This is a genomic window from Bythopirellula sp. (assembly GCF_041737835.1).
In the GTDB taxonomy this organism is placed as follows: Bacteria; Planctomycetota; Planctomycetia; order Pirellulales; family Lacipirellulaceae; genus Bythopirellula.
The window spans coordinates 133,908-156,653 of the sequence record NZ_JBGSQY010000018.1; the positions used below are offsets into that span (position 1 = coordinate 133,908).

Annotated in this window: 21 protein-coding genes; 15 read left to right on the forward strand and 6 right to left on the reverse strand. The window is 56.7% G+C overall.

The annotated features are described in order from the left end of the window. Positions 1-82: 82 nt before the first annotated feature. The 9 genes from AC6T8Q_RS04115 to AC6T8Q_RS04155 all read left to right on the forward strand — a co-directional run bounded on the left by AC6T8Q_RS04115 (position 83) and on the right by AC6T8Q_RS04155 (position 10,647). Positions 83-1,126: a 3'-5' exoribonuclease YhaM family protein gene (locus AC6T8Q_RS04115; RefSeq protein WP_500677870.1), complete on the forward strand. Its 1,044-nt coding sequence runs from the start codon at positions 83-85 to the stop codon at positions 1,124-1,126. Between the two features lie 130 nt (positions 1,127-1,256). Continuing rightward, on the forward strand, positions 1,257-3,542 hold the full coding sequence (rnr, locus tag AC6T8Q_RS04120) for a ribonuclease R (RefSeq protein ID WP_500677871.1): 2,286 nt from the start codon (positions 1,257-1,259) through the stop codon (positions 3,540-3,542). Positions 3,543-3,665: 123 nt separating this feature from the next. Beyond that, complete coding sequence (gcvT, locus tag AC6T8Q_RS04125) at positions 3,666-4,787, forward strand: glycine cleavage system aminomethyltransferase GcvT (protein WP_500677872.1); 1,122 nt, start codon at positions 3,666-3,668, stop codon at positions 4,785-4,787. Positions 4,788-4,832: 45 nt separating this feature from the next. Beyond that, positions 4,833-5,243 carry a glycine cleavage system protein GcvH gene (gcvH, locus tag AC6T8Q_RS04130; protein ID WP_500677873.1) on the forward strand — a complete coding sequence of 137 codons (411 nt, stop codon included), beginning with the start codon at positions 4,833-4,835 and terminating at the stop codon, positions 5,241-5,243. 106 nt (positions 5,244-5,349) lie between these two features. Next, entirely contained in the window at positions 5,350-6,729 is a 1,380-nt protein-coding gene (gene gcvPA, locus AC6T8Q_RS04135; protein ID WP_500677874.1) for an aminomethyl-transferring glycine dehydrogenase subunit GcvPA, read from the forward strand. 76 nt (positions 6,730-6,805) lie between these two features. Next, positions 6,806-8,266 (forward strand): aminomethyl-transferring glycine dehydrogenase subunit GcvPB, encoded by a 1,461-nt coding sequence (gene gcvPB / locus AC6T8Q_RS04140; RefSeq protein WP_500677875.1) that lies wholly within the window; start codon positions 6,806-6,808, stop codon positions 8,264-8,266. Between the two features lie 166 nt (positions 8,267-8,432). Continuing rightward, positions 8,433-9,161, forward strand: coding sequence for a lipoyl protein ligase domain-containing protein (locus AC6T8Q_RS04145; RefSeq protein ID WP_500677876.1), 729 nt, complete (start codon positions 8,433-8,435; stop codon positions 9,159-9,161). A 369-nt stretch (positions 9,162-9,530) separates the two neighbouring features. Then, complete coding sequence (locus AC6T8Q_RS04150) at positions 9,531-10,226, forward strand: FHA domain-containing protein (protein ID WP_500677877.1); 696 nt, start codon at positions 9,531-9,533, stop codon at positions 10,224-10,226. Positions 10,227-10,368: 142 nt separating this feature from the next. Continuing rightward, positions 10,369-10,647 carry a hypothetical protein gene (locus AC6T8Q_RS04155; RefSeq protein WP_500677878.1) on the forward strand — a complete coding sequence of 93 codons (279 nt, stop codon included), beginning with the start codon at positions 10,369-10,371 and terminating at the stop codon, positions 10,645-10,647. A gap of 146 nt (positions 10,648-10,793) precedes the next feature. Here AC6T8Q_RS04155 and AC6T8Q_RS04160 read toward each other — a convergent pair whose 3' ends face one another. After that, positions 10,794-11,294, reverse strand: coding sequence for a hypothetical protein (locus AC6T8Q_RS04160; protein WP_500677879.1), 501 nt, complete (start codon positions 11,292-11,294; stop codon positions 10,794-10,796). Between the two features lie 183 nt (positions 11,295-11,477). Between AC6T8Q_RS04160 and AC6T8Q_RS04165 the strand changes: the two genes are divergently transcribed. Next, positions 11,478-12,392, forward strand: coding sequence for a tetratricopeptide repeat protein (locus AC6T8Q_RS04165; RefSeq protein ID WP_500677880.1), 915 nt, complete (start codon positions 11,478-11,480; stop codon positions 12,390-12,392). A gap of 70 nt (positions 12,393-12,462) precedes the next feature. On the opposite strand, the gene AC6T8Q_RS04170 is transcribed toward AC6T8Q_RS04165, so the two are convergent. Next, positions 12,463-13,713: a glycosyltransferase gene (locus AC6T8Q_RS04170; protein ID WP_500677881.1), complete on the reverse strand. Its 1,251-nt coding sequence runs from the start codon at positions 13,711-13,713 to the stop codon at positions 12,463-12,465. Positions 13,714-13,888: 175 nt separating this feature from the next. Here AC6T8Q_RS04170 and AC6T8Q_RS04175 point away from each other — a divergent pair, with 175 nt between their 5' ends. Then, positions 13,889-14,623 (forward strand): hypothetical protein, encoded by a 735-nt coding sequence (locus tag AC6T8Q_RS04175; RefSeq protein ID WP_496921564.1) that lies wholly within the window; start codon positions 13,889-13,891, stop codon positions 14,621-14,623. A gap of 6 nt (positions 14,624-14,629) precedes the next feature. Here AC6T8Q_RS04175 and AC6T8Q_RS04180 read toward each other — a convergent pair whose 3' ends face one another. The 4 genes from AC6T8Q_RS04180 to metF all read right to left on the reverse strand — a co-directional run bounded on the left by AC6T8Q_RS04180 (position 14,630) and on the right by metF (position 17,712). Further along, positions 14,630-14,935: a hypothetical protein gene (locus AC6T8Q_RS04180; RefSeq protein ID WP_500677882.1), complete on the reverse strand. Its 306-nt coding sequence runs from the start codon at positions 14,933-14,935 to the stop codon at positions 14,630-14,632. Beyond that, positions 14,923-15,111: a hypothetical protein gene (locus tag AC6T8Q_RS04185; RefSeq protein WP_500677883.1), complete on the reverse strand. Its 189-nt coding sequence runs from the start codon at positions 15,109-15,111 to the stop codon at positions 14,923-14,925. The genes AC6T8Q_RS04180 and AC6T8Q_RS04185 overlap by 13 nt, the downstream gene beginning before the upstream one ends. 172 nt (positions 15,112-15,283) lie before the next feature. Beyond that, the gene (locus tag AC6T8Q_RS04190; RefSeq protein WP_500677884.1) at positions 15,284-16,786 is read right to left on the reverse strand and encodes a serine/threonine-protein kinase; all 1,503 of its coding nucleotides are present in this window, start codon (positions 16,784-16,786) and stop codon (positions 15,284-15,286) included. 50 nt (positions 16,787-16,836) lie between these two features. Then, positions 16,837-17,712, reverse strand: a complete 876-nt coding sequence (metF, locus tag AC6T8Q_RS04195) for a methylenetetrahydrofolate reductase [NAD(P)H] (protein WP_500677885.1) — start codon at positions 17,710-17,712, stop codon at positions 16,837-16,839. A gap of 597 nt (positions 17,713-18,309) precedes the next feature. On the opposite strand from metF, the gene glgP reads away from it, so the two are divergent. From glgP to cysC, 4 genes are all read left to right on the forward strand, one after another. Continuing rightward, positions 18,310-20,517, forward strand: a complete 2,208-nt coding sequence (gene glgP / locus AC6T8Q_RS04200; protein ID WP_500677886.1) for an alpha-glucan family phosphorylase — start codon at positions 18,310-18,312, stop codon at positions 20,515-20,517. Between the two features lie 101 nt (positions 20,518-20,618). Continuing rightward, positions 20,619-20,861: a hypothetical protein gene (locus tag AC6T8Q_RS04205; RefSeq protein WP_500677887.1), complete on the forward strand. Its 243-nt coding sequence runs from the start codon at positions 20,619-20,621 to the stop codon at positions 20,859-20,861. 97 nt (positions 20,862-20,958) lie between these two features. Continuing rightward, the gene (locus tag AC6T8Q_RS04210; RefSeq protein WP_500677888.1) at positions 20,959-22,050 is read left to right on the forward strand and encodes an acyl-CoA dehydrogenase family protein; all 1,092 of its coding nucleotides are present in this window, start codon (positions 20,959-20,961) and stop codon (positions 22,048-22,050) included. A gap of 22 nt (positions 22,051-22,072) precedes the next feature. Beyond that, entirely contained in the window at positions 22,073-22,729 is a 657-nt protein-coding gene (cysC, locus tag AC6T8Q_RS04215) for an adenylyl-sulfate kinase (RefSeq protein ID WP_500677889.1), read from the forward strand. Positions 22,730-22,746 lie beyond the last annotated feature (17 nt).

The following is a 22,746-nucleotide window of genomic DNA, read 5'->3' on the forward strand; positions in this document are numbered from 1 at the left end:
GGGCCGTCATTCTACGGTAATGGGTGGCCCGCGAAAATCGCACCGTTTTGGCCCCCAGCGAACCCCTCCGGAATCTGGTAGGATGGCAAACTTGAGAGGCGCGAATCGTTGCTGCGCGGCTACTAACACCAACCACTTATCACGGACAATCATGCCTTCGGTCGAACGTCGTTTTGTCAGCCAGCTTGGGCACAATGAATCTATCAGCCAAGTGTTTCTCGCGTCGGAGAAGCAGCTCCGGCCCAATCGCAACGGAAATCTGTATTTGCAGGTCGATTTGTCTGACCGCAGCGGCGCGGTGAATGCTCGGTTATGGAATGCAACCGAATCGGATTATAAGGCGTTCGAGAATGGCGACTTTGTTCACGTCGAAGGTGCGACGCAGCTCTTTCAAGGCAACATGCAGTTGATCGCCAATCGGATCCGCGTCGCGCGGCCGGATGAAGTTTATGAAGGGGATTTCATCACCCTGCAATCGGCCGACATCGACAAGATGCGCAAGCGGCTGATTGAAATCCTCAATGGCGTGCAATCGCCGCCACTCGCGCGGTTGGTGAAAGGTTATCTCAAAGACGAAGCCTTCATGGCCAAGTTCTGCCAAGCCCCCGCGGGGATGAAGAACCATCACGCCTACAAAGGGGGCTTGCTCGAGCATGTCCTTAGCTTGATGGAATTGATTCTGGTTGTCGCGCCGAAGTATCCGCAACTCTCGCAAGACAAACTCATCATGGGGGCGTTTCTGCACGACTCGGCCAAGGTCGAAGAACTCGCCTACGAACGCGACATCTCCTACACCGACGAGGGCCAACTGCTGGGCCACATGGTCATCGGCGTGACAATGCTCGACGACAAGGTGCGCACTATCGTGCAGCAAGATGGCCAGCCGTTTCCGGAGCGTTTGTTGATTGAGCTGAAGCACATGATTATCAGCCACCATGGCGAATACGAATATGGTAGCTCGAAATTACCCATGACGCTCGAAGCGATCGCGCTGCACATGCTTGATAATCTTGATGCCAAGGTGGCGAGCTTTTCGCAGTTGATGGCCGACTGCCCCAACGCGGATAGCAATTGGACACAGTATTTCAGCCAAATCGGGCGGAAGTTGTTCAAGCCGGAGAAGTGATTAACCACGAATCGAACGAATAGGATTTCGTCGTTCCGGGCACGAGTTTTGCTTTGTAAATGTCCCTGCGATGCGTTGCATCGCGGCAATTTTTTGACCTCTGGCCACCGAACTCTGACCTCTGTATCTCATGCAAGAATACGAAACCGCCATTCTCCGTTACGTGAACGACCCGAAATATCGGCCTGTGAAGCCGGCGGTGATGGCTAAGAAGCTGGGGCTCGAAGGGGATGATGTTTCGCGGTTTCGCCGCGTCGTGAAGAAGATGGTCAAGGCAGGGAAGCTCTCCTGGGGGCCAAGTCATCTCGTTTACACCGCCGAGAAAGGCCAAGCCACTGAAGTCCCCAATGACGACGAAACAAAGCCCGCCAAACACGTAGTAGGCACATTCCGCCGCGCGGATGCTGGGTTTGGTTTTTTGCGGCCCGAAGGAACTCCCGCGGGGTCGGGACGCGATGCCGATATTTTTATCCCTGCCAATGCGACGGGTGATGCGGCCAACGGCGACATTGTGCGGATTCGCTTGAGCAGCCGCGTCGGGCGGATGGGGAAAAGCGAAGGGCGCATCATCGACATCGTCGAGCGAGCGACCAACCGTTTCGTTGGCACGTATGCCGTGACGGCCGGCATGGGGGTCGTGCAGATCGATGGCAAGATTTTTTCGAGCCCCGTTTTCGTTGGAGATCCCGGCGCGAAGGGGGCTCAGCCCGACGACAAGGTTGTGGTCGAGATGGTCCGCTTTCCTTCGCATTTGCGCGACGGCGAAGGGGTCATCATTGAAATCCTCGGCAAGCGTGGCGAGCCGGGGGTCGATACGCTTTCGATCATTCGCGAATTCAATCTTCCTGGCGAGTTTAGCGACGCCACGCTCGAAGATGCCCGCGAACAGGCGGCGTTGTTTGACGAAACGAACCTCAAGAATCGGCAAGACATCACGGGCGAAACAGTGATCACGATCGATCCCGTGACGGCCCGCGATTTTGACGACGCGATCTCATTGGTCCAACAACCCAACGGCCACTGGCTGTTGGGGGTGCATATCGCCGACGTGTCGCACTTCGTGCGGACGAAGTCGCCGCTGGATCAAGAAGCCAAGGAACGCGCGACGAGCGTGTATTTGCCCGATCGTGTGATTCCGATGATCCCGGAAATTATCTCGAATAATTTGGCGAGCTTGCAGCCTGATCGTGTGCGGTATGCGATCACGGCGCGGATTGAATTCAGTCCCGAAGGGCAACGCATCCACACCGACGTGTTCAAAAGTGCGATCAAAAGCTGCCGGCGGTTCACCTACGAAGAAGTGGATGAGTTCCTGGCCGATCGGGCGGGTTGGAAGAAAAATCTCACCCCGGAAGTCCATGGCTTGCTGTCGTGGATGCACGAACTGGCGATGATCTTGCGCGATCGCCGCATGAAGCGGGGTTCGTTGGAACTCAACATGCCCGAGTTGGAAATCGACCTCGACACGCACGGCAACGTGGCAGGGGCGCATCTGGAGATCAACACCGAGAGCCACCAAATCATCGAAGAATTCATGCTCGCGGCCAACGAAGCGGTCGCCGAGATGCTCGCGGATAAGGGTGTACTGTTCTTGCGGCGTGTGCATGGTTCGCCCGAACCGCGCAAATTGAAATCGCTCACCGATTTTGTCAGCGAGCTGGGCTTTAAGACTGATAGCTTAGAAGACCGCTTTGCTTTGCAAGATTTGCTCAACAATGTGAAGGAAGATTCACGCGAGCATGCCGTGAACTACGCAGTGCTGCGGGCGATGCAACGGGCCGTCTACAGCCCCGAAGAAGAGGGCCACTATGCTCTGGCGAGCAAATGTTATTGCCACTTCACGTCTCCCATTCGTCGCTACCCTGATCTCACGATCCACCGCCTGATCGAACAGGTGAGCCAAGGCAAAACTCCCGATCAACATTTGATGGAACTCTTGGCACTGGGCGATCATTGCAGCGACCGCGAACAACGCGCGACCGAAGCGGAACGCGAACTCAACAAGGTGAAGCTGCTGTTGTATCTGCAAGACAAAGTCGGCATGCAGATGGATGGCATCATCACCGGGGTCGAAAATTTCGGCTTGTTCGTCATGGGGACGCATCTTCCCGCGGAAGGCTTTGTGCACATTACTTCGCTCACCGACGATTACTACAAATTTGACAAAGCGGGACACGTCATCAGCGGCTTCCGCTCGGGGAATACTTATCGGCTCGGCGACCCCGTGCGCGTGGCGGTGGCGGCAGTCGACGTCGAACGGCGAGAGCTCGATCTGCGACTGCTCGAAAAGATCGGCGGCGCGGAGGGAGGGCGGCAAGGCAAGCGTAAATTTAATCCCCAAGCACGGCAGCAAAAGCCTCGCAAGGGGGACCGAAAAACCGATGGCAAGGTCGGCCGCAAGCGCAAGAAGCGGTAGCATTTTTCTCGGCCGAAGTTAACTCTCAGCTTACTCTGCGGCTAAATCTCTGGCCCCTGGCACCGCGCGGGCAAACCGTTAGAATACGGCTTCTCGGCGTGCATCGGTTTGAACGGATTTGTCATGAGTAACAACGACCAACTGACTCACACTCCCCTGTTTGATTGGCACTCTGCGCATGGGGGGCGGATGGTCGAATTCGGTGGCTGGTCGATGCCCGTCCAATACACCGGCATCGTCGAAGAGCACCAAGCCACTCGCACTGCGGTCGGGATGTTCGACATCTCGCACATGGGCCGCGTGTTGATCGACGGCCCCGACGCGGCGAAGTATCTCGACAAGCTAATGACCCGCGCCGTGCTTGACATGCGGCCGCATCAGATTCGCTACTCGCTCGTGTGTAACGAGTCGGGCGGAATTCTCGATGACGTGCTCTGTTATCAAGTGACGCTCGCCAGCGGCAAGTCGTCGGGTTACGGCTTGGTGGTCAACGCCAGCAATCGGCCCAAGATGCTCGACTGGCTTGAAGCACACAAGTCGGGCTTCGATGTAACGCTTGAAGACATCACGACCACCTACGGCATGATTGCCGTGCAAGGCCCGCGGGCGATTGAAGTTCTCGATCCGCTATGCAGTTGCGAGTTGACTTCGCTCCGCTACTACACGGGCCAGGTGACCGACGTCTGCGGCGTGGAATCGTTCGTCAGCCGCACCGGTTACACGGGGGAGGATGGCTGCGAGATTGTCTGCCCCAGCGATAAGGTTGTCGAAATCTGGGAACAGGTCATGGCCGCGAGCGAACCTGTCGGTGGTCGTGCGGTTGGGTTGGGTGCCCGTGATACGCTGCGACTTGAAGCGGGCATGCCTCTGTATGGACATGAGCTGAGCGAAGAGATCAATCCGATCCAAGCGCGGCTTGATTTTGCAATCAACTTGCGCGAGCGCGACTTTATCGGGGCGGAGGCCTTGAGAGGTCTGCAACGTAACTCGACTCAGCCCGTGCGGGTCGGCATCCAGATGGAAGGCCGGCGAGTGGCTCGCGAAGGGGCCACCATTTTGCTTGGCAACCAAGAAGCGGGTCACGTCACGAGCGGCACGTTTTCGCCGACGTTTAACCATCCGATTGCGATGGCGTATGTCGCACCGCCCGCCGCAGCGGCGGGAACCCACTTGGCAGTCGACGTGCGTGGCCAGGAGCATCCGGCGACTGTGGTGCCGCTGCCGTTCTATGAGCGGGGAAGATAAATAAACGATTTATAAACGCTAAGCCGCAAGAGGCTTATTGAGTAGATGGAGAATTCAAAAGTGAAACCGGAAGATTTGCTTTACGCGAAAACCCATGAATGGGTCTCGATCGCAGAGGAAGGCGGCGCGAAATTCGCCACGTTGGGGATCTCGGCCTTTGCCGTTGAGGCGCTCACCGACTTGGTGTTCATTGATCTCCCCAAGGTTGGCAAGCAGGTTGAAGCCGAGCAGCCGTTCTGTGAAGTGGAATCGGTGAAGGCCGTGAGCGACATCTACTCGCCTGTCGACGGCGAAGTGGTGTCCGTGAACACCTCGCTGCCCGATTCGCTGGAAACGCTCAGCCGCGATCCGTACAACGCGGGCTGGATTGCTAAGATTAAGATCAGTGACGAAGCAGGACTGTCTAAGCTGCTCGACTTCGCTGCGTATGAGAAGCAGTGCAAGGAAGAGAATTAAAAGCGACAGTACCACCGACCCGCATAGAATACGAACACGCGAGGAAACCAGATTCCTCGAGTCGTAGAACTCCTTTCGGAATGACATGTGACTGTCATTTTCATAAATGCCATATCTTTATAACACGCCTGAAGATCAACAAGCGATGCTGGCCGCGATTGGGGCGAGCTCGATCGAGGAGCTCTTCGACACGATTCCCGCGGAATTGAAATTCGAGGGCGCGCTCCAGATCCCCCCTGCCCTGTCGGAAATGGAACTCGATCAGCACATGCGCGAGCTAGCGGGCAAGAATGCCTCGCCTGGCAACAAAGTTTGCTTCTTGGGGGGTGGCAGCTACGACCATTTCGTGCCCGCCGTGGTCGACGTAATCGGCTCGCGCAGCGAGTTTTACACGTCCTACACACCCTACCAAGCCGAGGCGAGCCAAGGCAACTTGCAGGTCATGTTCGAGTATCAATCGCTCATCACCGAGTTGACCGGCATGGATATCTCCAACGCCAGTCTCTACGACGGGGCCAGCTCAGCGGCGGACGCCGTGTTGATGTCGATCTCGCACACGGGCCGACATGGAAAAGTAATCGTTCCCGAGAGCCTGCATCCCGAATATCGCGCGACGATTGCCACGTATCTCGAGAACCTCCCGACGGAAGTCGTGACGATCAAAACTCCGGGTGGTGTAATCGATCCCGAAATCTTGGCTGAAGCGCTCGACGAAAACGTGGCGGCGGTGGTTTTGCAGCAGCCCAACTTCTTCGGCTGCGTGGAAGATGCCGACGCCGTGAGCAAGATCGTGAAAGAAGCCGGAGCGTTGTTGATCGCGGCGTTTGATCCGATCAGCCTTGGGATTCTCAAGCGTCCAGGGGACTATGGAGCCAGCATCGCGGTCGCCGAAGGTCACACGCTCGGCACGCCGATGTCGTATGGCGGGCCCTATTTGGGAATCCTGGCATGTGAAAAGAGCTTGGTGCGCCGCATGCCGGGCCGCATCGCGGGGCAGACGGTCGACCGCCGGGGCAACACGTGCTACGTCCTCACGATGCAAACTCGAGAGCAACATATCCGCCGTGAGAAGGCCACGAGCAATGTTTGCACGAATCAAGGTTTGTTCGCGCTACGGGCAACGGTGTATCTCGCGCAAATGGGCCCCCAAGGCCTGCGCGAGACGGCCAATCTTTGCTTGCAAAAGACCCGCTATGCTGCGGAACAACTTTGTCAGAATGAACGGTTCTCGCTCGCGTTTAACGAACCTACGTTCAAAGAGTTTGTGATCCGTGACGCCGATAATCGCGTCGATGAATTATTGAAGTTCGCCTTGGACTGCGGCTACATGGCCGGCGTGCCGTTGGGCCGTTGGTATCCCGAACTCGCGGACTGTTTCCTTGTGGCAGTGACCGAGAAGCGAACGAAGGCGGAAATTGATGGATTGGTGAAGACATTGGTTCAAGCTCCTACAAAACAAGCATCGACGGCGATGTCAACGAATTAATCACCACAAAGACACCAAGAACACTAAGCCCCGCTTCTTCGTGTCCTTTGTGCCTTCGTGGTAAAAAGTTCTAACTATGCGAAATACCCGCGATACGAAATTGTTGTGCGAACTCTCGAAGTCGGGCCGTCGTGCGGCGCGGTTGCCGGCGTGCGATGTGCCTGAGCAAGAGATTCATGATCTGCTGCCCGCTGAAGCGGTCGCAGCCAAGCCTCCGGCACTTCCAGAGCTTTCCGAGCCGCAGATTGTGCGGCATTTTGTGAATCTGTCGACGCTCAACATGTCGGTCGATACGCATTTCTATCCGCTGGGAAGTTGCACGATGAAGTACAACCCCAAGCGCAACGAACGGGCCGCGGCGATGAGCGGCATTGCCGATCTGCATCCCTATCAGCCCGAGGAAACTTTGCAGGGGATGCTTGCGCTGCTGTACGAGATGCAAGAATATCTGCAAGAAATTTCGGGGCTGGAAGCGTGCAGCCTGCAGCCGGCCGCGGGGGCCCACGGTGAGTACACAGCCCTTCTGGTGGCGGCGGCGTATTTCCGTGATCAGAATCAGCATCGCACGAAAGTGCTCGCGCCCGACAACGCCCATGGCACAAATCCCGCGAGTGCCGCGATGGCGGGCTACCAGTCGATTACGGTCAAGACCACTTCCGATGGCTTTGTCGACATGGCGGATCTCGCGACGAAGCTTGACGATGAAGTGGCCGTGATGATGATCACCAATCCGAGTACGCTCGGCTTGTTCGAACCAAACATGAAGGCGATTGCCGACGCGGTTCACAAAGTCGGTGGGCTGATTTATCTCGACGGTGCGAACATGAACGCGATCCTCGGGATCTCGCGTCCTGGCGATTTTGGCGCCGACATGCAGCACTACAATCCGCACAAGACCTTTAGCGGTCCCCACGGCGGCGGTGGCCCTGGCGCTGGACCGATTTGTGTGACGAAGAAATTGGGCCCCTATCTACCCGCACCGATCGTGCGCAAAGATGGCGAGCGCTACTGGTTGGATTTCGATATGCCCAAGTCGATTGGCCAGGTCCGCTCCTTCTTTGGCAACGTGGGGGTGTTGGTGCGGGCTTACTGCTACATCCGCACACACGGCCCCGATGGGTTGCGTTCCGTCTCTGAAAACGCTGTGCTCAACGCCAACTACTTGCTGAGCCGCGTGAAGCATATCGTGCCCGTGCCACAGGGGAACCGCTGCATGCACGAGTTCGTCGCGTCGGCCACGAACTTGAAAAAGGAAAAAGGGATCACGGCGATGGACGTGGCCAAGCGGTTGTTGGATTACGGCTTCCACGCACCGACGGTTTACTTCCCGCTCACCGTCCCCGAGGCGATGATGTGCGAACCGACCGAATCGGAGAGCAAGGAAACGCTCGACGCCTTCGCGGAAGTGCTGTTCCGCATCACGGGCGAGGACCCTCAATTGCTACACGATGCGCCGCACACGACGGCGGTGAGTCGTCCCGACGAAGTTCGCGCGGCACGCCAACCGGTGCTGACTTGGGCGGCGCTTGCTCAGTAGTTTCAGAATTATTGAATCACTAAGGCACAAAGGGCACTAAGAAAAGTCTTATCTGTCTTTCTTTGTGTACTTAGTGGCTTTGTGGTTAATTCCAATTTTGAACAATTCCAAGTTTCCATTTCCGTGCCGCCTCATTGTTGACCCGCCGCAAAGCGGCGCGTGGAATATGGCGGTCGATGAAGCGCTGTTAAAAGAAGCGGCGACTGACGGCACCGCAAGCTTGCGTTTCTACGAGTGGAATGAACCGACCCTATCGCTCGGTTATTTCCAGAAATACGCAGATCGAGAGCAGCATCCCGCGAGCATGAATGTGGCCGTTGTCAGGCGGCAAAGTGGCGGCGGGGCAATTCTGCACGATCACGAATTGACATACAGCTTGGCACTGCCAGCGACGCATCCGCTCTCGGCCGATGCACAAAGTCTGTACAACGCTGTGCATGAGCTGCTCTTTGCGGTATTGCGCAATTCGCTTCCAAAAAGCTGTCCCGCTTCAACCCTGCGCAAGGTCGAGAAAACGGGGATTAGTAAAAATCTGCCAGAACCATTTCTGTGCTTTTTACGGCGTTCCCCAGGAGATTTGATCGCTCAACCGACAAATGCAACGGGTGATTACAAAATCGTAGGGAGTGCCCAACGCCGCAGTCGTGGAGCCGTGCTGCAGCATGGAAGCATTTTGCTTTCACGCTCGGAGCATGGTCCCGAACTTGCAGGTCTGAATGATGTGTGCGATACTAGGTTAGTTACAGCTTATCTAGCGAGTGAACTGATCACGCAGCTTCCACAAGCCATCGGTGTTGAATTCGGTGAGCGAAACCTCTCCGGTCAATGTCGCGCGTGGGCCGTCACTCTGCACGATGAAAAGTATGGAAATCGGCTTTGGACTGAAAAGCGGTGAACGCTGTCCAGCTTCGAGACCGATGAAAGCGGTAGGTCATCCTAAAGCTTCTCACTGAGACTGAGTTGCGTTAGCGGATGCCCACCACCCCTCCACGGAGGGGTTATACAGCATCTTGCACTTACTAGAATTCCAAAAGAACAAGTCGAGGAAATTAGGCTTGTTCCCAAGTTCGTGATATTCTGCGGTTATGAGGAGGTCCCGGGGGGGATGTCGCCTTGTCCGCGAATCACGCCGTAGTTGCGGTGCGAATTCGTGCCATGGTGCCACCATGCCCTGAACTTACGGGGCCCTGCCCTGGCTGGGTTGATTTCGATTGGATCAACGTAGTCGAGGCGACCTTCTCAGAGCACGCGCTATTTTTTGACAATGGCTGGCAGCGCCATGGATGTAATTCTCAAAGTCACAAAAGGGTCCAAAATTGGAGCCAAGATCGCCGTCAAGAAAGAAGAATTCTTGATCGGTCGCAGCCCCGAGTGCCACCTCTGCGCCGGGAGCACATCGATTAGCCGTAAGCATTGCGCAATCCGGCGCGACGGCACGAAAGTGACGATCGAAGATCTTGGCAGCCGCAACGGCACCGTCGTCAACGGCGAGAAAATCAGCGGGGTGACCGAACTCCATTCTGGCGACGATATTGTCATCGGTTCGCTCGGCTTCATGCTGACGATCTCCACGGGACTCGCCAACGAAAAGAAGCCAGAAGTGAAAACCGTCGCAGAAGCGGTGGAACGGACCGCGGCCAAGAGCAGTGGGCCCATTGGGGTAGAAGACATTTCTGGTTGGCTCATCGACACCGATAAACCGAGAGGTTCCTTCTCCGATACGCAAACGATCAAGCTTGATGACACGAAGGCGAGCGAACTGCGCGAAGCGGTGAAGAAGCTCGAAGAGGCAGCCACCGTGGATGTCCATGAGGACGAACTTGAAGATGACGGTGCCGCTGATAAGTCCAAGATCAAAAAAGAGCCTGGTAAGCTTCCGCCGCAGCTTAAGCAGCCCGCCACCAAGGATAGCCGCGAAGCGGCCGTTGAGGCGCTGCGTACTTGGAATCGGCGGCGGTAGGCCGCTTGATCTCTGTGGCTTCCTGGATCGCGTTGCGATCCGGCTGGAGAACCGCTGTTTTCCTTGGTCGTGCCTCTGCGATAGAATATTTTAGCGGCTTAGTGGCCCGTTCCTGCCAACTCACCCCACCGATGAATTGATCATGGCTTCACGGATTCCACCGGAACAATTCCCCGATAAGCAACAGGCGCAAGAAAAGCCCCGCGCGGGACTTTTGGGCTTGGCGTTCGACGCCGAAGATGGCCACAAGCGGATCACACGCGGGCCGAACTTCTTTTTGGCTGGTGGCTCACAAGAGACGCACGGCCAAATGCAAGAGACTGCCATCAAGATCAACGAGCACTTGGCTCGCAAGGGGAAGGATCTCGCCGAGGTGTCGGTCAAAGAGCTGCGCGACATCGTTGCGGACGTGGTGAAGTAAAAATGTAGACCCTGCGACTCGTTGCGTCGCAGCTATTGAGTTGTCTATTTTCAATAAAACAACGGCTTCAAATAATAAAGCGGGGCACTTGCGTACCCCGCTTCATTCGATTGCGGATATCTTAATCGACCTGAGGTCGTAATTTCTTATTCTTCGTCGAAGCTGAATTCGGCTTCTTCGTCGATCGTCTCTTCGGTCATCTCCACCACGCTGTCGGTCACTTCAGGGCGAATCGTGGCGATCTCGGCGGGGGTGAGCTTCACATAGCCCAGGCCGCGGATGACTTCCAAGACTTCGCTGCACGTGGGGAACATCCGGCCGCTTGTGCGTTTGTATTCGTCCATGGCGTTCATGAAGCCCACCTCTTCGTCGGAGTAATCGCGTTCGCACGTCGTGGGATCAATCTGCCGACGGCGTTGAACCTTGGTGCGGCGTTCGAGCTTGGGGGCGGCGGGATTCTCGCTCTCTTCACGGCGTCCATTCCGGCGGCGGTCGATGATCACTTCCTCGTCACCGGCGACTTCTTCGCTGGTGGTCTTGCCGGTCTTGGCCAAACGTCCCTTGGGCGAAGGAACTTGCTTACCGGTCTTGGTGGCATTGTTCTTCTTGCTGGAAGTGGTGGTCGCTGTGGCTTTCTTAACCGCCATGGGGAGGGCTCCTTGGTTGGACAGATTGCAGGTGGAATACGGCGATCTCGTGGTGAGATGCTAGCAATCTTCGGAATAGCGACTGGGCAAAATGGATGGGCCACGAAAAATAACCGATTTCAGTAAAGATTCCGGTTGGTGCGGATTGTCCGGTTTAGCGAGAGTTTTTGGCTGTGCCAGCAAATGGCTCGCTCGGGTGGCCGCAAAGTCGCGCCAGCCGCCATTTGGGTTGCGTTCGACGGCCAGTATTGCTATTTTTCCCGCCCAGAACGGCCGATTCGTGCAGCCGTTTCTTCCGGCAAAACCTTATCGCTCGAAGTTCCCCAGGAACGCGCAAGACGTGCGGCAGCCACCATGCACCCATCCTTTTCCACCAAAGTTCTGTTCACCGGGCTTTGTGCGTTCGCGCTCGGAGTGCAAGTTGGTTGTAACGGCTTTACGTCGCAATCGCTCAACGCCGAGGGTGTGCGGCTCTATCAAAACGGCAACTATCAACAAGCCGCTGAGACGTTCCAGAAAGCGATCGCGAGCAACCCTAGCTCGGCGAGTGCTTACTACAATCTGGCTTCGGCGATGCACAAGAACGGCAAGCTCTACAATCGGCCCGCCGATTTGCAACAAGCCGAGCAGTTGTACAACCAGTGCCTCGATTACGATCCCAACTGCACGGAATGTTATCGGGGGCTCGCGGTACTGTTGGCTGAAACGGGTCGGCAGGATGCGTCGTACCGCTTGCTCGAAGGCTGGGCCTCGCGCAATCCACAGAGTCCGGAACCACGCATCGAGCTGGCGCGGTTGTATGAAGAGTCGAACAACACACAGCAAGCCGCCGTCAGTTTGGAGCAGGCGATCACGATCGATCCCCACAACAGCCGCGCTTTGACGGCTCTGGGCCGGCTGCGAGAATCGACCGGCGACACGCAACAAGCGCTCGCTAATTATCAACGCTCGCTGGCGATCAATCGCTTTCAGCCCGCAATCGAAACCCGCGTCGCCTCGCTCCAGGCGAGCCAAGGGGTGACGGGGGCTCCGCCGGTGGTGACGCCGCCCGATGGCACGCGGACGGTGCAGCAGTCGAAATCGACAGTGCGGTATTAAGGGAAATGACAGAATGACGAATGACAGAACTAATTCTTTCGTCATTGGGTATTTCGTCATTCGTCCTTAGTCAGCCATCATTCCTACTTCCGAGCCGTTCCAACTCCGCGGATGTTTCAACCAGCGCATCATGCTGTTTCATTTCCGCTGCCCAATGCTGAGCGCGTTCTGCCACGCTAGGAGTTGAGAGCAACTTGCTGAGCACACGGGTGAGATTTGGCCCTGTGAATTTTTTGGGGGGTAGCACATCGGCTACGCCCAGGCGCTGTAATCGCGCAGCGTTGTCGAGTTGGTCGTAGGCCATCGGCATGATGATCTGCGGCACGCCGCCGGCCAGACCTTGCCCGCAGGAGCCGATGCCGCCGTGATGCACGAACGCCGACGCGTGGGGCAAGAGTTGGCTGAATGGCACGAACGAAAAGTGAACAACGCCCGGCGGCAGTTGCTGGGGTATCTGGTTCGCATAGCGTGAAAGCAAAATCCCGCGCTGATTCAAATTTTGGCAAGCTTCCACGGCGGCGGCGAAGAACCAATCGGCATCGGTCTTGGCCGAGCCGGGGGTGAACACAATGGGAGGCGTTCCGGCTTGCAAGAATTCGGTGACGGGCGCGGGAAGTTCGACCACCGCTTCATCCCAGAGCGGGAAGCCCGTGACGCGGGTGTTGGGAGGCCAATCGGGTTGCGGCGGGCCGAACCACGCGGGAAATAAGCCGAGCACCATTTGCGGGGAGAAATACCACTCGTGCATAACACGACTCACGAGTGGCAAATCCAAATCTCGGCGGAGCGAGTTAATCTCACCTGCCAATAAGTAATCGACGACTTTATCGGCGAGCCAAAATTGCAATCGGCGAAACCATTTCGGCAGCCACGGATACATCAGCATAAAAAACATCTGCGGCGACTCGTGAAAACTTCGTAGGGCCACCGGCGCGAAGTGGATGCTCGCCATCGGCGTGCCGTGCTTCTCGTGATAGATGCGGCTGGCGAAATCGAGGCAGTGCGCTGCGAGCACCGTGTTCCCTGGTTCGACGTTCACTTCGATGAGGTTATACAAATTGCGAAGTGTGCGCGCCATCAAACCCATAATGAGCCGCGGCCCGCGCGTCGGATTCCACAAATCGGGATGGTGGGCCAGTTTGTGATATTCCTCGGCCGTCCCCAGGGGCAAGCATTCCATCCCCATCGATTCGACAAGCTGCTGGAAATGGGGATTGGTGATAATGACCGCGCGATGCCCCCGCGCTTGGAGTGTCGCGCCCAATCCAACCATCGGATGGACGTCGCCGTAACTTCCGAGGGCGGTGATGAGGAACTTCATGTTGGTATTCAATTCCGTGATTAAGCAAGAACGCTAAGCCGCGAGCGGCATGGTTTAAAGCATCGTCGCAATGCGGACACCTGCTCACAAGGGGGCAAATCAGCGTTGCGGCTCGCCATCGTGGAGTCAACAATAAGGAAAAGCAGCCTGCCCGCCGGAACGCGAGATAACCCCCATGGCCGATCCTGACGACGAAGACGATGACTACGAGTTGGAACTCGAAGACGTCGACGAGGAAGTGTTGGAGCATGCCCGGGTGCGTGCCACGCGGCAAGTGGAAGAAACCGAAGCCCGAGCCGCGCGGCTGGAAACCTTCGACGTTCCCACCGAAGCCGAGGCAATTGGGCTCGACGACCTCAAGAGCTTTCGATTCACGACCTGGCATCTGTTGGTCGCGACGGCTTTGGTCGCCGTATTCATGTCGGTCATCAAATTGGGGGGTGGCTGCAACGGCATTTTCATCGCCGGATTGATGACCTTGGCGGCGGGTTGGTGGTACGTCTTGCGTAAAGAACGCAGCGAGCGTTTAGCACGCGAACGGCGGCGACTGGAAATTGAAGCCCGTCTGGAACAATCTCGCAAAAAAGAAACTGTCGTGACTGAGCGGATGGCCGGTTTGGAACCCGACGAAGAAGAGTTGGTTCCTACAAAGCCGGCATTGAGTTTTTCGTTCTCGCTCAAGCAGATCATGGGCACGTTCGCCGTCGCTGCGGTTGTGTTGACGATTGCCACCTTGTTTGGTCCGAACACTGCTTCGTTGATTCTGGGTGTCGTCGCTGTGTTGGGACTGGCAATTCAAGTGATCGGCATTGAACTGCCGGGCATTCTCGTGTTCGGTTGGTGGATATTGATGCTCATGTACGTGGCCATGAGTCTCTGGGCCATCTTTAACTCCACCGGCGGGCCATAACGCTTTTTATGCCACACGCTTGTAGCTTCGTTTTATGCAGCGATGCACAACCCGGTTGTTCCGAAACTCGCGCGCCCGGCACAACACGCACGGCATCGCAACCATCGCTCCGCAACCTGGACAGCGCTGGGGATGCGAAAAGCCTTTAGCTGATCCTTCTTGCAATTCGCGGCCATGGTGCCCCCGCTTACCCGAGGCAATGTTGTGCACCGTGCCGCGGCTTACTTGAAGCTGCGCGGCGATCTGTCGCTGCGACAATTCTCCTAACGCGAGCAACTGCCGGATTTCGTCGACCACGGCTAGTGGCAACATGGCGGCACCTCCCGGTATTTCCAGGTTGCGGGCGACAAGGCATCGACATCCTCCTCGGGCCAGAAATCGCCATACTCGGGCTGCGGATCGCGTTCGTCGTCATCAGCCAGGAAGGCATCCCAGGGATCTTCCAACCAAGGTTCAGGCTCTTCGGCAAAGCAAAAAGTGTGGCGCATGGGTGTTCGTCCTCGAACGAAAAGGAGTGTTAGCGGACGAACAAAAAACTAGCATAAATTGGTGGCCAAAAATATACATTTGTACACTAATTTTATGTATGGTTTTTGCGCAAGGATTTTGGCCATTTTTGCCTGGATTTGGCCACCAGAAGAGGTTATGCGAAACCGCCGCTTAGCGATTTGCTTCGGCGGATTCGAGCAATTCGTAGAGCTGGTTTTCGCTGCGGTTCAGCTCGTCGAGCAGTGGTGGGGTGAGTTGCGAATAGACTTCCGCGGCTTCGCGTTCGTGGCCGAGCTGTTTGAGACAGAGATATTCCGCTGCGAGCGTGAACGCTTTGAGCGAATCGTTTTCGCCCGCTTGCTCTTTGAGTTGTAGCAAAATGGGTATAGCACGGTCGTAACCGGCTTGCTCCTGAGAGACGAGCAAGAAGTGCCGGACCAAGCCTTGCTGGGCCAGTTGCTTGTAGAATGGGTCTTCGTTGGGAAAATTTTCCCACACGGCTCGCCACGCCGGTTCGCTGTCGACCATCTTGGCGTGGAACAATTGCGCGCCGACGGTTTCGCGCTTGGGAATCGGCGAGGTGCGTGAACCACGGAGCAGAAATTGCTGCCGCTGAGTGACTAAACCCAATAAGCCGCCGAACACGATGGCCGCGAGCAAGAGCCCAATCGTTTTGAGACGACTCCAACCGGCGGATTGCAAGCGAGATTCTTCCCGCATCAGCTTCCCGAGCTCCGCGCTGGCTTCGCTGCGCGAATCGCTGGTGGCAATCCATTCGACGAGCGACCATTCCTCAGGCCCCACGGCCCAGCCAGATTGAGAAGCCTGAACGGCTAGTTCTTTGAGTTCGGTGAGCAACTGCGACGGAGAGGCGTAGCGATCGGTCGGTTGCTTGGCCATCATGCGATGCACGATGTCGATTAATCGCTCGGACAACCCTTCACGCACGCTGCCAAGCGCACGCGGCGCTTTATTGAGATGCTGCACGGCAATCGCCAGGGCCGTTTCGCCCGTGTGCGGCGGTTCGCCAGCCAGTAGGTGGTAGCTTGTCACGCCGAGCGAATAGATATCGCTCCGTGCATCGACGGGGCGGCCTTCGATTTGCTCGGGACTCATGTAAAGCGGGGTCCCCATCGCGACGCCCACCTGCGTGAGCGTTTTGTTGTCGACGGAAAGGACCCGCGCGAGTCCGAAGTCGGCTACTTTCACCGAGCCGGTGGTGCTGAACAGGATGTTGGCGGGCTTGATGTCGCGGTGAACGATGCCGACTTCCGCCGCTTTGCAGAGGGCTAACGCGACTTGCCGAAGAATGTCGAGCACCACGCCCTGGTCGAGGGCCCCTTTGTGAGCGAGGATTTCGTCGAGACTTTTGCCGGCCACAAATTCCTGCGCGATAAAATGGATTCCGTCGGCGTGCCCCACTTCGTAAATCTGCACGATGTTGGGATGCACGAGCGAAGCCGCGGCGCGGGCTTCATTGTGGAAGCGCTCGATGTAGCTGGGATCGTGTGCAAGTTGAGCATGCAGCACTTTGAGCGCGACTTGCCGGCCTAGCGATCTTTGCTCGGCCAGATAGACGTCGGCCATCCCCCCCGAACCGAGCCGCCGGAGAACCAAATAGCCGCCGACTTGGCGGCCGGTGAGATTCTCGCTGGGAACGGCAACTCCACTCATCGCGTTCTCTGGCCGCTCACGGTTAAGTTGCTCTGGATTCTAAACTGCATCTATCGAGGGATGCCAACACCTTTGAGCACGCGCTCGGTGGCCTCGGATTTGTTGAGCACATAATAATGGATTCCCGGCACGTCCGCGGCGACGAGCTCGGCGGTTTGTCTCATGGCGAATTCTACGCCGACTTCAAACTGCCCTTCCGAGCCATCTTCGTGTTTCGACAGATCGGCCAGGAACTTTGCCGGAAGTTTCGCTCCGCAGAGCGACGTGATGCGTTGAATTTGCGCGCCATTGGTCACGGGAAGCAGACCGGGAACGATGGGAATTTTGATCCCCAAGGAGACGCAGCGATCGCGAAAACTAAAAAAGTCGGCGTTGTCGTAGAACAACTGCGTGATCACAACGTCGGCCCCCGCGTCGACCTTGTTCATCAAGTTTGCGAGATCTTGTTCTGGGCTGGGGGCTTCCACGTGTGTTTCGGGATAGCCAGCCACGGCGATTCCCATGTCGGAAAATTCTTTGCGAATAAATTCCACAAGCTGGTTCGCATAGGAAAAGCCACCGTCCACCGCCGTAAAGGCGGTTTCCCCTTTGGGGGGGTCACCACGCAAAGCCACGACATTGTTCACACCAAGGATCCGCGCGCGTTCGAGATAGGAGTGCAATTGATCGACCGTACTGCCGACACAGGTAAGATGTGTGGCCACGGGGATATCGTATTGCTTGCGCACGGAAGAGATGACTTCCAACGTGCGATTCTGGGTCGAGCCCCCCGCCCCATAGGTGCAGGTCATGTAGCTCGGCTTGAACGTGGCAAGGCGATCGAGATGAACCTGTAGCCCCAGCACCCCCGCCTCGGTCTTAGGGGGGAACAATTCAAAGGAGAGGCCGAACTTGTCGGGACCGTAAGCCTGGGCAATCGTCGTCAACAGTGTTATCTCCCAATCGGTGGTAATATAGAGCGGTTGTTACTGTAAATTGTGCGGCGGTGATTCGCAATGAATGACTTCCTCTGCGGGAATCCTTCCGTCGGTTACTCGCAAATAATCTCACGCACAGGACTTACAGCTTGACTGTTTCTCCCAGCTCCACAGGGACTTCGCCAAACATCCGGGTGTTGTCAGTTCTCCGGAACGAACGTTTCCTGCTGGCAATCCGTGCGAGAATAATATAGGCTAATTGGCATACCTGCGGCATCCGATAAACTAGCATTCTTTGCCATTCCCACCTTGCAAGCAACCGTAGTTTCTTCCGCTTGAACACACAGAAATTTGCCTTTCTCTTGCGGTGATTGATTGCCGCGGTGAAATTTGAGCCTAACCCTCCCACCGATCCGTTATAATCCAGCAGACTTGAAACAGGCATTTTTTGCCGGTTGTTCACGCTTGATGGGCATTTGCTAAGATAAGCCAAACAGAACGATTACGCGGGGCGCAGGCAAGCGTCACGCCGATTGGATTTTTCGCACGTCCGATCCCAAGATTTTAGCGGCAACTTTTTGGGGACCCTTAGAGAAAGCGACCCTTATGAGCCAAACCGAGATCCCCGGCAGCAGTGTAGCCAAGCCCCCACGCGACAGTTGGACCGAAATCACACCTCAAGCTCTTTACGACAAGTTGGTGACGCTGTCGCGCAACTTGTGGTGGAGCTGGCATCCTGAGGTGGTCGCGTTGTTCCGCGATTTGGATCCCGTCCGTTGGCGGCAATTGGATCACAATCCGGTGGCCCTTTTGTCGGAGATGACTCCCGAGCAAGTGGCCCAACGCGCGAGCGAAATGGTGCTCTACACGCGCATTAATCAAGCGCACCGCCGCATGAAGGATTATCTCGGAAATACTCAAAGCACTTGGGGCGCTCGCGAGGCGGGCGTGTTGGGTTCGATGCCGGTTGCCTACTTTTCGGCAGAGTTCGGCATTCACGAATCCGTGCCGATTTACTCCGGCGGCTTGGGTGTGCTTTCCGGCGACCATATCAAAAGCGCGAGCGGCCTGGGCGTGCCCCTGGTGGCTATTGGTTTGTTTTACGACCAAGGCTATTTCAAGCAACATCTCGATGCCGAGGGCTGGCAACAGGAAGAATACCTCGACACCAAAGTTGAGAACCTCGCGATGGAGCCAGCCCGCGATAAGAGCGGCAAGCCGATCACCATTTCGATCGACACATTGGACGGGCAATTGCTCGCTAAGGTGTGGTTGATGCGCGTAGGCCGCGTGCCGCTGTATCTTCTCGACTGCGACGTCGAAGGCAATCGCCCGGAAGATCGCGAACTGACGAGCCGGCTCTATGGTGGCGACGTGCGCACCCGCATTCGCCAAGAATTGGTCCTCGGGGTCGGAGGTGTTAAAGCCTTACGAGCGCTTGATATTTTCCCAGGCGTGTATCACTTGAACGAAGGCCACAGCGCGTTCGCTCCGCTGGAAGTCATTCGCGAGCGGATGAGCGACGACGGCCTGTCGTTCGACGATGCCCTGCGCGACGTGGCCCAGCACACGGTGTTCACCACCCACACGCCGGTCCCCGCGGGTCACGACCGCTTTGAAGGCAAACTGGTCGAAGAGCATTTGGGCCCACTTCGCCAGCAACTTGGCATTTCCTATGAACAACTGATGGGCCTCGGCCGCGTCGAGCCGCAGAACGAAAACGAATTGTTCTGCATGACGGTCATCGGTCTGAAGCTTTCTCGGCGTGCCAATGCCGTGAGCTCGCTGCATGGTTATGTGTCGCGGCGGATGTGGTCGCACCTGTGGCCCTGGCGGGTCGAGGAAGAAATTCCGATCGGCCATATCACCAACGGTGTCCACGTGCCGAGTTGGCTCGCACATCCGATGCAGATGCTTTACGACAAGTATCTCGACTCCGATTGGCAACAACGGATGGGCGATGCCAAGACCTGGCAGAAAGTTTACTCAATCGACCCGGGCGAGTTGTGGGAAACGCACAACGCGCTCAAGAGTCGCTTGCTGGAATTCGTCCGTCGTCGTGTGAGCCGTCAATGCCGCCGTCGCAACGAAGATGAAGCGTCCGTCGAAGCGGCTCGCATGGTGCTCGACCCGAGCGCGCTAACGATTGGCTTCGCGCGGCGATTTGCCACTTACAAGCGTGCCGATTTGTTTCTGAGAAACCTCGATTTTTTCATGGAGTTGCTCGACGACGTGAATCATCCGATTCAATTCGTGTTCGCCGGCAAGGCCCACCCCGCCGACGAGCCGGGTAAAAAGTTGATTCAAGGAATTGCCAACTTGCGCCTCGATCCGCGCTTTGCAGGCAAGATCGTCTTCGTGGAAGATTACGATATCAACGTCGGTCGGCATCTGACCCAAGGGGTCGACGTGTGGCTGAACAATCCTCGGCGTCCTTTGGAAGCCTCGGGTACAAGCGGTCAGAAGGTCGTGCTCAACGGCGGCTTGAATTGCTCGATTCTCGATGGTTGGTGGGCGGAAGCCTTCAACGGTATGAATGGCTTTGCCATCGGCCACGGCATGCAGCACCGCGATACGGCGATTGCCGATCAACGCGATGCCGAAGACTTGATGCGCGTGCTCAAAGAAGAAGTGATTCCGCTCTTCTACGACCGCGATACCGACGGCTTGCCCAAGGCGTGGATTCACCGGATGACCAATTCGATCGCGACCCTGGCCGCACGGTTCAGCGCCCATCGCATGGTGATGGACTACGTGAAGCACGCCTATTTGGTGGCCGCAGGTGGGTTGAGCTCCGACATGAACATGCGGTAGTTGGCAACCCTTTCGAAAAGCTTAATTTTTGATATCAACCACTGCCTGCAGCGTGCTGTCAGGCAGTGGTTGATATTTTTGATTGGTGGTAAACTGACACCATGTCGCCCTATGCCACAATCGCGTTCATAAGATATCTTTATGGTCCGCTTACACTCTTGGGCGGACTGATTCTAATTGCAGGGGTGTGCCTGAAAATCTATCGCACTGCCAACAAAAAAGCTTACCCATCGCAGCCCAAATGGGGTGAGCCGGAGTTGCTTGCCGTTATCGGCTTTTTCATCTTTGCACTTACCGATATCGCCGCCAATTTCTTAAACTCCAACCCATTCATAGCACAGTAACGGTAACCGCCCTGCGTGGCTAGTTCGTGGTCAATCGGATAGAATGAAGGTTCGTAGCCAAGAACTTCTGCTATGAATCCGTAAACGATTGCCAACCATGCCCGCCAAGATCACCTCACCGGACCACCCTGCCCTCGCCGAGTTGTGCGAGCAGCTGGCGACCCATGCGCGCGAAACCGATCTCACGGGGGATTGGCCTGCCGAGCAATTGCGGCTCTGTGGTGAGTACGGCGTGTTCGAATGGTTTCTCGAACCGGAGTGGGGTGGCCAGCGCTGGGATCAAGAAGACATCGTCCGCGGCTATTTGGAATTGAGTCGGGCATGTCTCACCACGACGTTCATTATCACGCAGCGCTCGGGGGCCTGCCGGCGGATCGCTACCTGCGACAACGAAGCACTCAAAGAACTTTTGCTTCCCGATCTGGCTTCAGGTAAGAGCTTTGCCACGGTGGGTATCTCGCATCTCACCACCAGCCGACAACATGTGAAGACTCCTGTGTTGCGAGCGGAACGTGTCGACGGCGGATTTGTCTTCGACGGCTATAGCCCTTGGGTGACCGGCGCGCCGCACGCCGCGCATGTCGTGACGGGAGCCACGATGATGGAAAACGGTGCCGCCACGGCCGAACAAGTTTTGGTCGCGCTCCCGACGGAGTTGCAGGGCGTCTCAGTGCCGTGTCCCGCGCAATTGATTGGGGTCTCGGCGAGTGACACGGGCGAAGTTCGCTGCGGGCAAGTTTTTGTCGAAGATCGCTGGCTGATTGCCGGGCCCGTGGAGAACGTGATGTCGCTTGGCTCGGGAGCTGGCACCGGCGGCCATCAAACCTCGACCCTAGCGTTGGGACTTTCGCGGGCTGCGCTTGATTACATAGCCACAGAATCGAGTAAACGGACGGGGCTGGCCGAGCCACTGGACGCACTTGAAGACGATTATCAAGAAGCACATGACATGCTGATGTCGGTCGTGCGGGGCGAAACAAGTTGCTCGCCGGAAACGTTGCGTCAACGGGCCAATAGCTTGGTGCTGCGGTCGACTCAAGCCGCGCTCGTTACAGCCAAAGGGGCGGGCTACGTGCAAGGCCATCCCGTTGGCCGTTGGTGCCGCGAGGCGTTATTCTTTTTGGTCTGGAGTTGCCCTCAACCGGTGGTTTCCGCCAATCTGTGTGAATTGGCAGGCATTGCGAACTAATTTTCTCGGCGGATCAATTTTTATGGCGGCAGAAGACCCGATTGTTGTTTGGCACGAACAAAGCGTTTCCCGCGCGGATCGCGAAGCACTCAATGGCCATCGCGGCTGCGTGGTGTGGTTCACCGGGCTGAGCGGCTGCGGCAAAAGCACGATCGCCAACGTCGTTGATAAGCTGCTGTGGGACCGCAAGGTGCGCAGTTATTTGCTCGATGGCGATAACGTGCGTCACGGCCTGAATGCCACGCCCGATATGCTAGCAAAGCGCTACGGCGAAGAATTCGGCAAACGGTTTGGCTTGGGCTTTTCGCAACAAGACCGCGAAGAGAATATCCGCCGCGTGGGTGCCGTGGCTGGGCTGCTCGCCAACGCTGGTCTCATCACGCTCACTGCGTTCGTGAGCCCCTTTCGTGGCGATCGCGATTCGGTGCGAGCCAGTTTGCCTGCAGGAGATTTCATTGAAGTATTTGTCGATGCTTCGCTGGAAACGTGCGAAGCTCGCGATCCCAAAGGACTTTATAAGAAAGCTCGCGCGGGGGAAATCGCTAACTTCACCGGTATCAGCTCTCCTTACGAAGCCCCTGAAAAACCTGAGGTAGTGCTTGATTCCAACACGCTCGCACCACCCGAACTTGCTCAGCAGGTCATCGATCGCTTGGTTGAACTCGGCAAGATCAGCTAGCGTCCTGCTAGTGATTT

Bases quoted from the DNA above. Each gene is read 5' to 3' on its own strand.
- AC6T8Q_RS04115 (WP_500677870.1), top strand. From the start codon at position 83: ATGGCAAACTTGAGAGGCGCGAATCGTTGCTGCGCGGCTACTAACACC.
- rnr (WP_500677871.1), top strand. From the start codon at position 1,257: ATGCAAGAATACGAAACCGCCATTCTCCGTTACGTGAACGACCCGAAA.
- gcvT (WP_500677872.1), top strand. From the start codon at position 3,666: ATGAGTAACAACGACCAACTGACTCACACTCCCCTGTTTGATTGGCAC.
- gcvH (WP_500677873.1), top strand. From the start codon at position 4,833: ATGGAGAATTCAAAAGTGAAACCGGAAGATTTGCTTTACGCGAAAACC.
- gcvPA (WP_500677874.1), top strand. From the start codon at position 5,350: ATGCCATATCTTTATAACACGCCTGAAGATCAACAAGCGATGCTGGCC.
- gcvPB (WP_500677875.1), top strand. From the start codon at position 6,806: ATGCGAAATACCCGCGATACGAAATTGTTGTGCGAACTCTCGAAGTCG.
- AC6T8Q_RS04145 (WP_500677876.1), top strand. From the start codon at position 8,433: ATGGCGGTCGATGAAGCGCTGTTAAAAGAAGCGGCGACTGACGGCACC.
- AC6T8Q_RS04150 (WP_500677877.1), top strand. From the start codon at position 9,531: ATGGCTGGCAGCGCCATGGATGTAATTCTCAAAGTCACAAAAGGGTCC.
- AC6T8Q_RS04155 (WP_500677878.1), top strand. From the start codon at position 10,369: ATGGCTTCACGGATTCCACCGGAACAATTCCCCGATAAGCAACAGGCG.
- AC6T8Q_RS04160 (WP_500677879.1), bottom strand. From the start codon at position 11,294: ATGGCGGTTAAGAAAGCCACAGCGACCACCACTTCCAGCAAGAAGAAC.
- AC6T8Q_RS04165 (WP_500677880.1), top strand. From the start codon at position 11,478: ATGGCTCGCTCGGGTGGCCGCAAAGTCGCGCCAGCCGCCATTTGGGTT.
- AC6T8Q_RS04170 (WP_500677881.1), bottom strand. From the start codon at position 13,713: ATGAAGTTCCTCATCACCGCCCTCGGAAGTTACGGCGACGTCCATCCG.
- AC6T8Q_RS04175 (WP_496921564.1), top strand. From the start codon at position 13,889: ATGGCCGATCCTGACGACGAAGACGATGACTACGAGTTGGAACTCGAA.
- AC6T8Q_RS04180 (WP_500677882.1), bottom strand. From the start codon at position 14,935: ATGTTGCCACTAGCCGTGGTCGACGAAATCCGGCAGTTGCTCGCGTTA.
- AC6T8Q_RS04185 (WP_500677883.1), bottom strand. From the start codon at position 15,111: ATGCGCCACACTTTTTGCTTTGCCGAAGAGCCTGAACCTTGGTTGGAA.
- AC6T8Q_RS04190 (WP_500677884.1), bottom strand. From the start codon at position 16,786: ATGAGTGGAGTTGCCGTTCCCAGCGAGAATCTCACCGGCCGCCAAGTC.
- glgP (WP_500677886.1), top strand. From the start codon at position 18,310: ATGAGCCAAACCGAGATCCCCGGCAGCAGTGTAGCCAAGCCCCCACGC.
- AC6T8Q_RS04205 (WP_500677887.1), top strand. From the start codon at position 20,619: ATGTCGCCCTATGCCACAATCGCGTTCATAAGATATCTTTATGGTCCG.
- AC6T8Q_RS04210 (WP_500677888.1), top strand. From the start codon at position 20,959: ATGCCCGCCAAGATCACCTCACCGGACCACCCTGCCCTCGCCGAGTTG.
- cysC (WP_500677889.1), top strand. From the start codon at position 22,073: ATGGCGGCAGAAGACCCGATTGTTGTTTGGCACGAACAAAGCGTTTCC.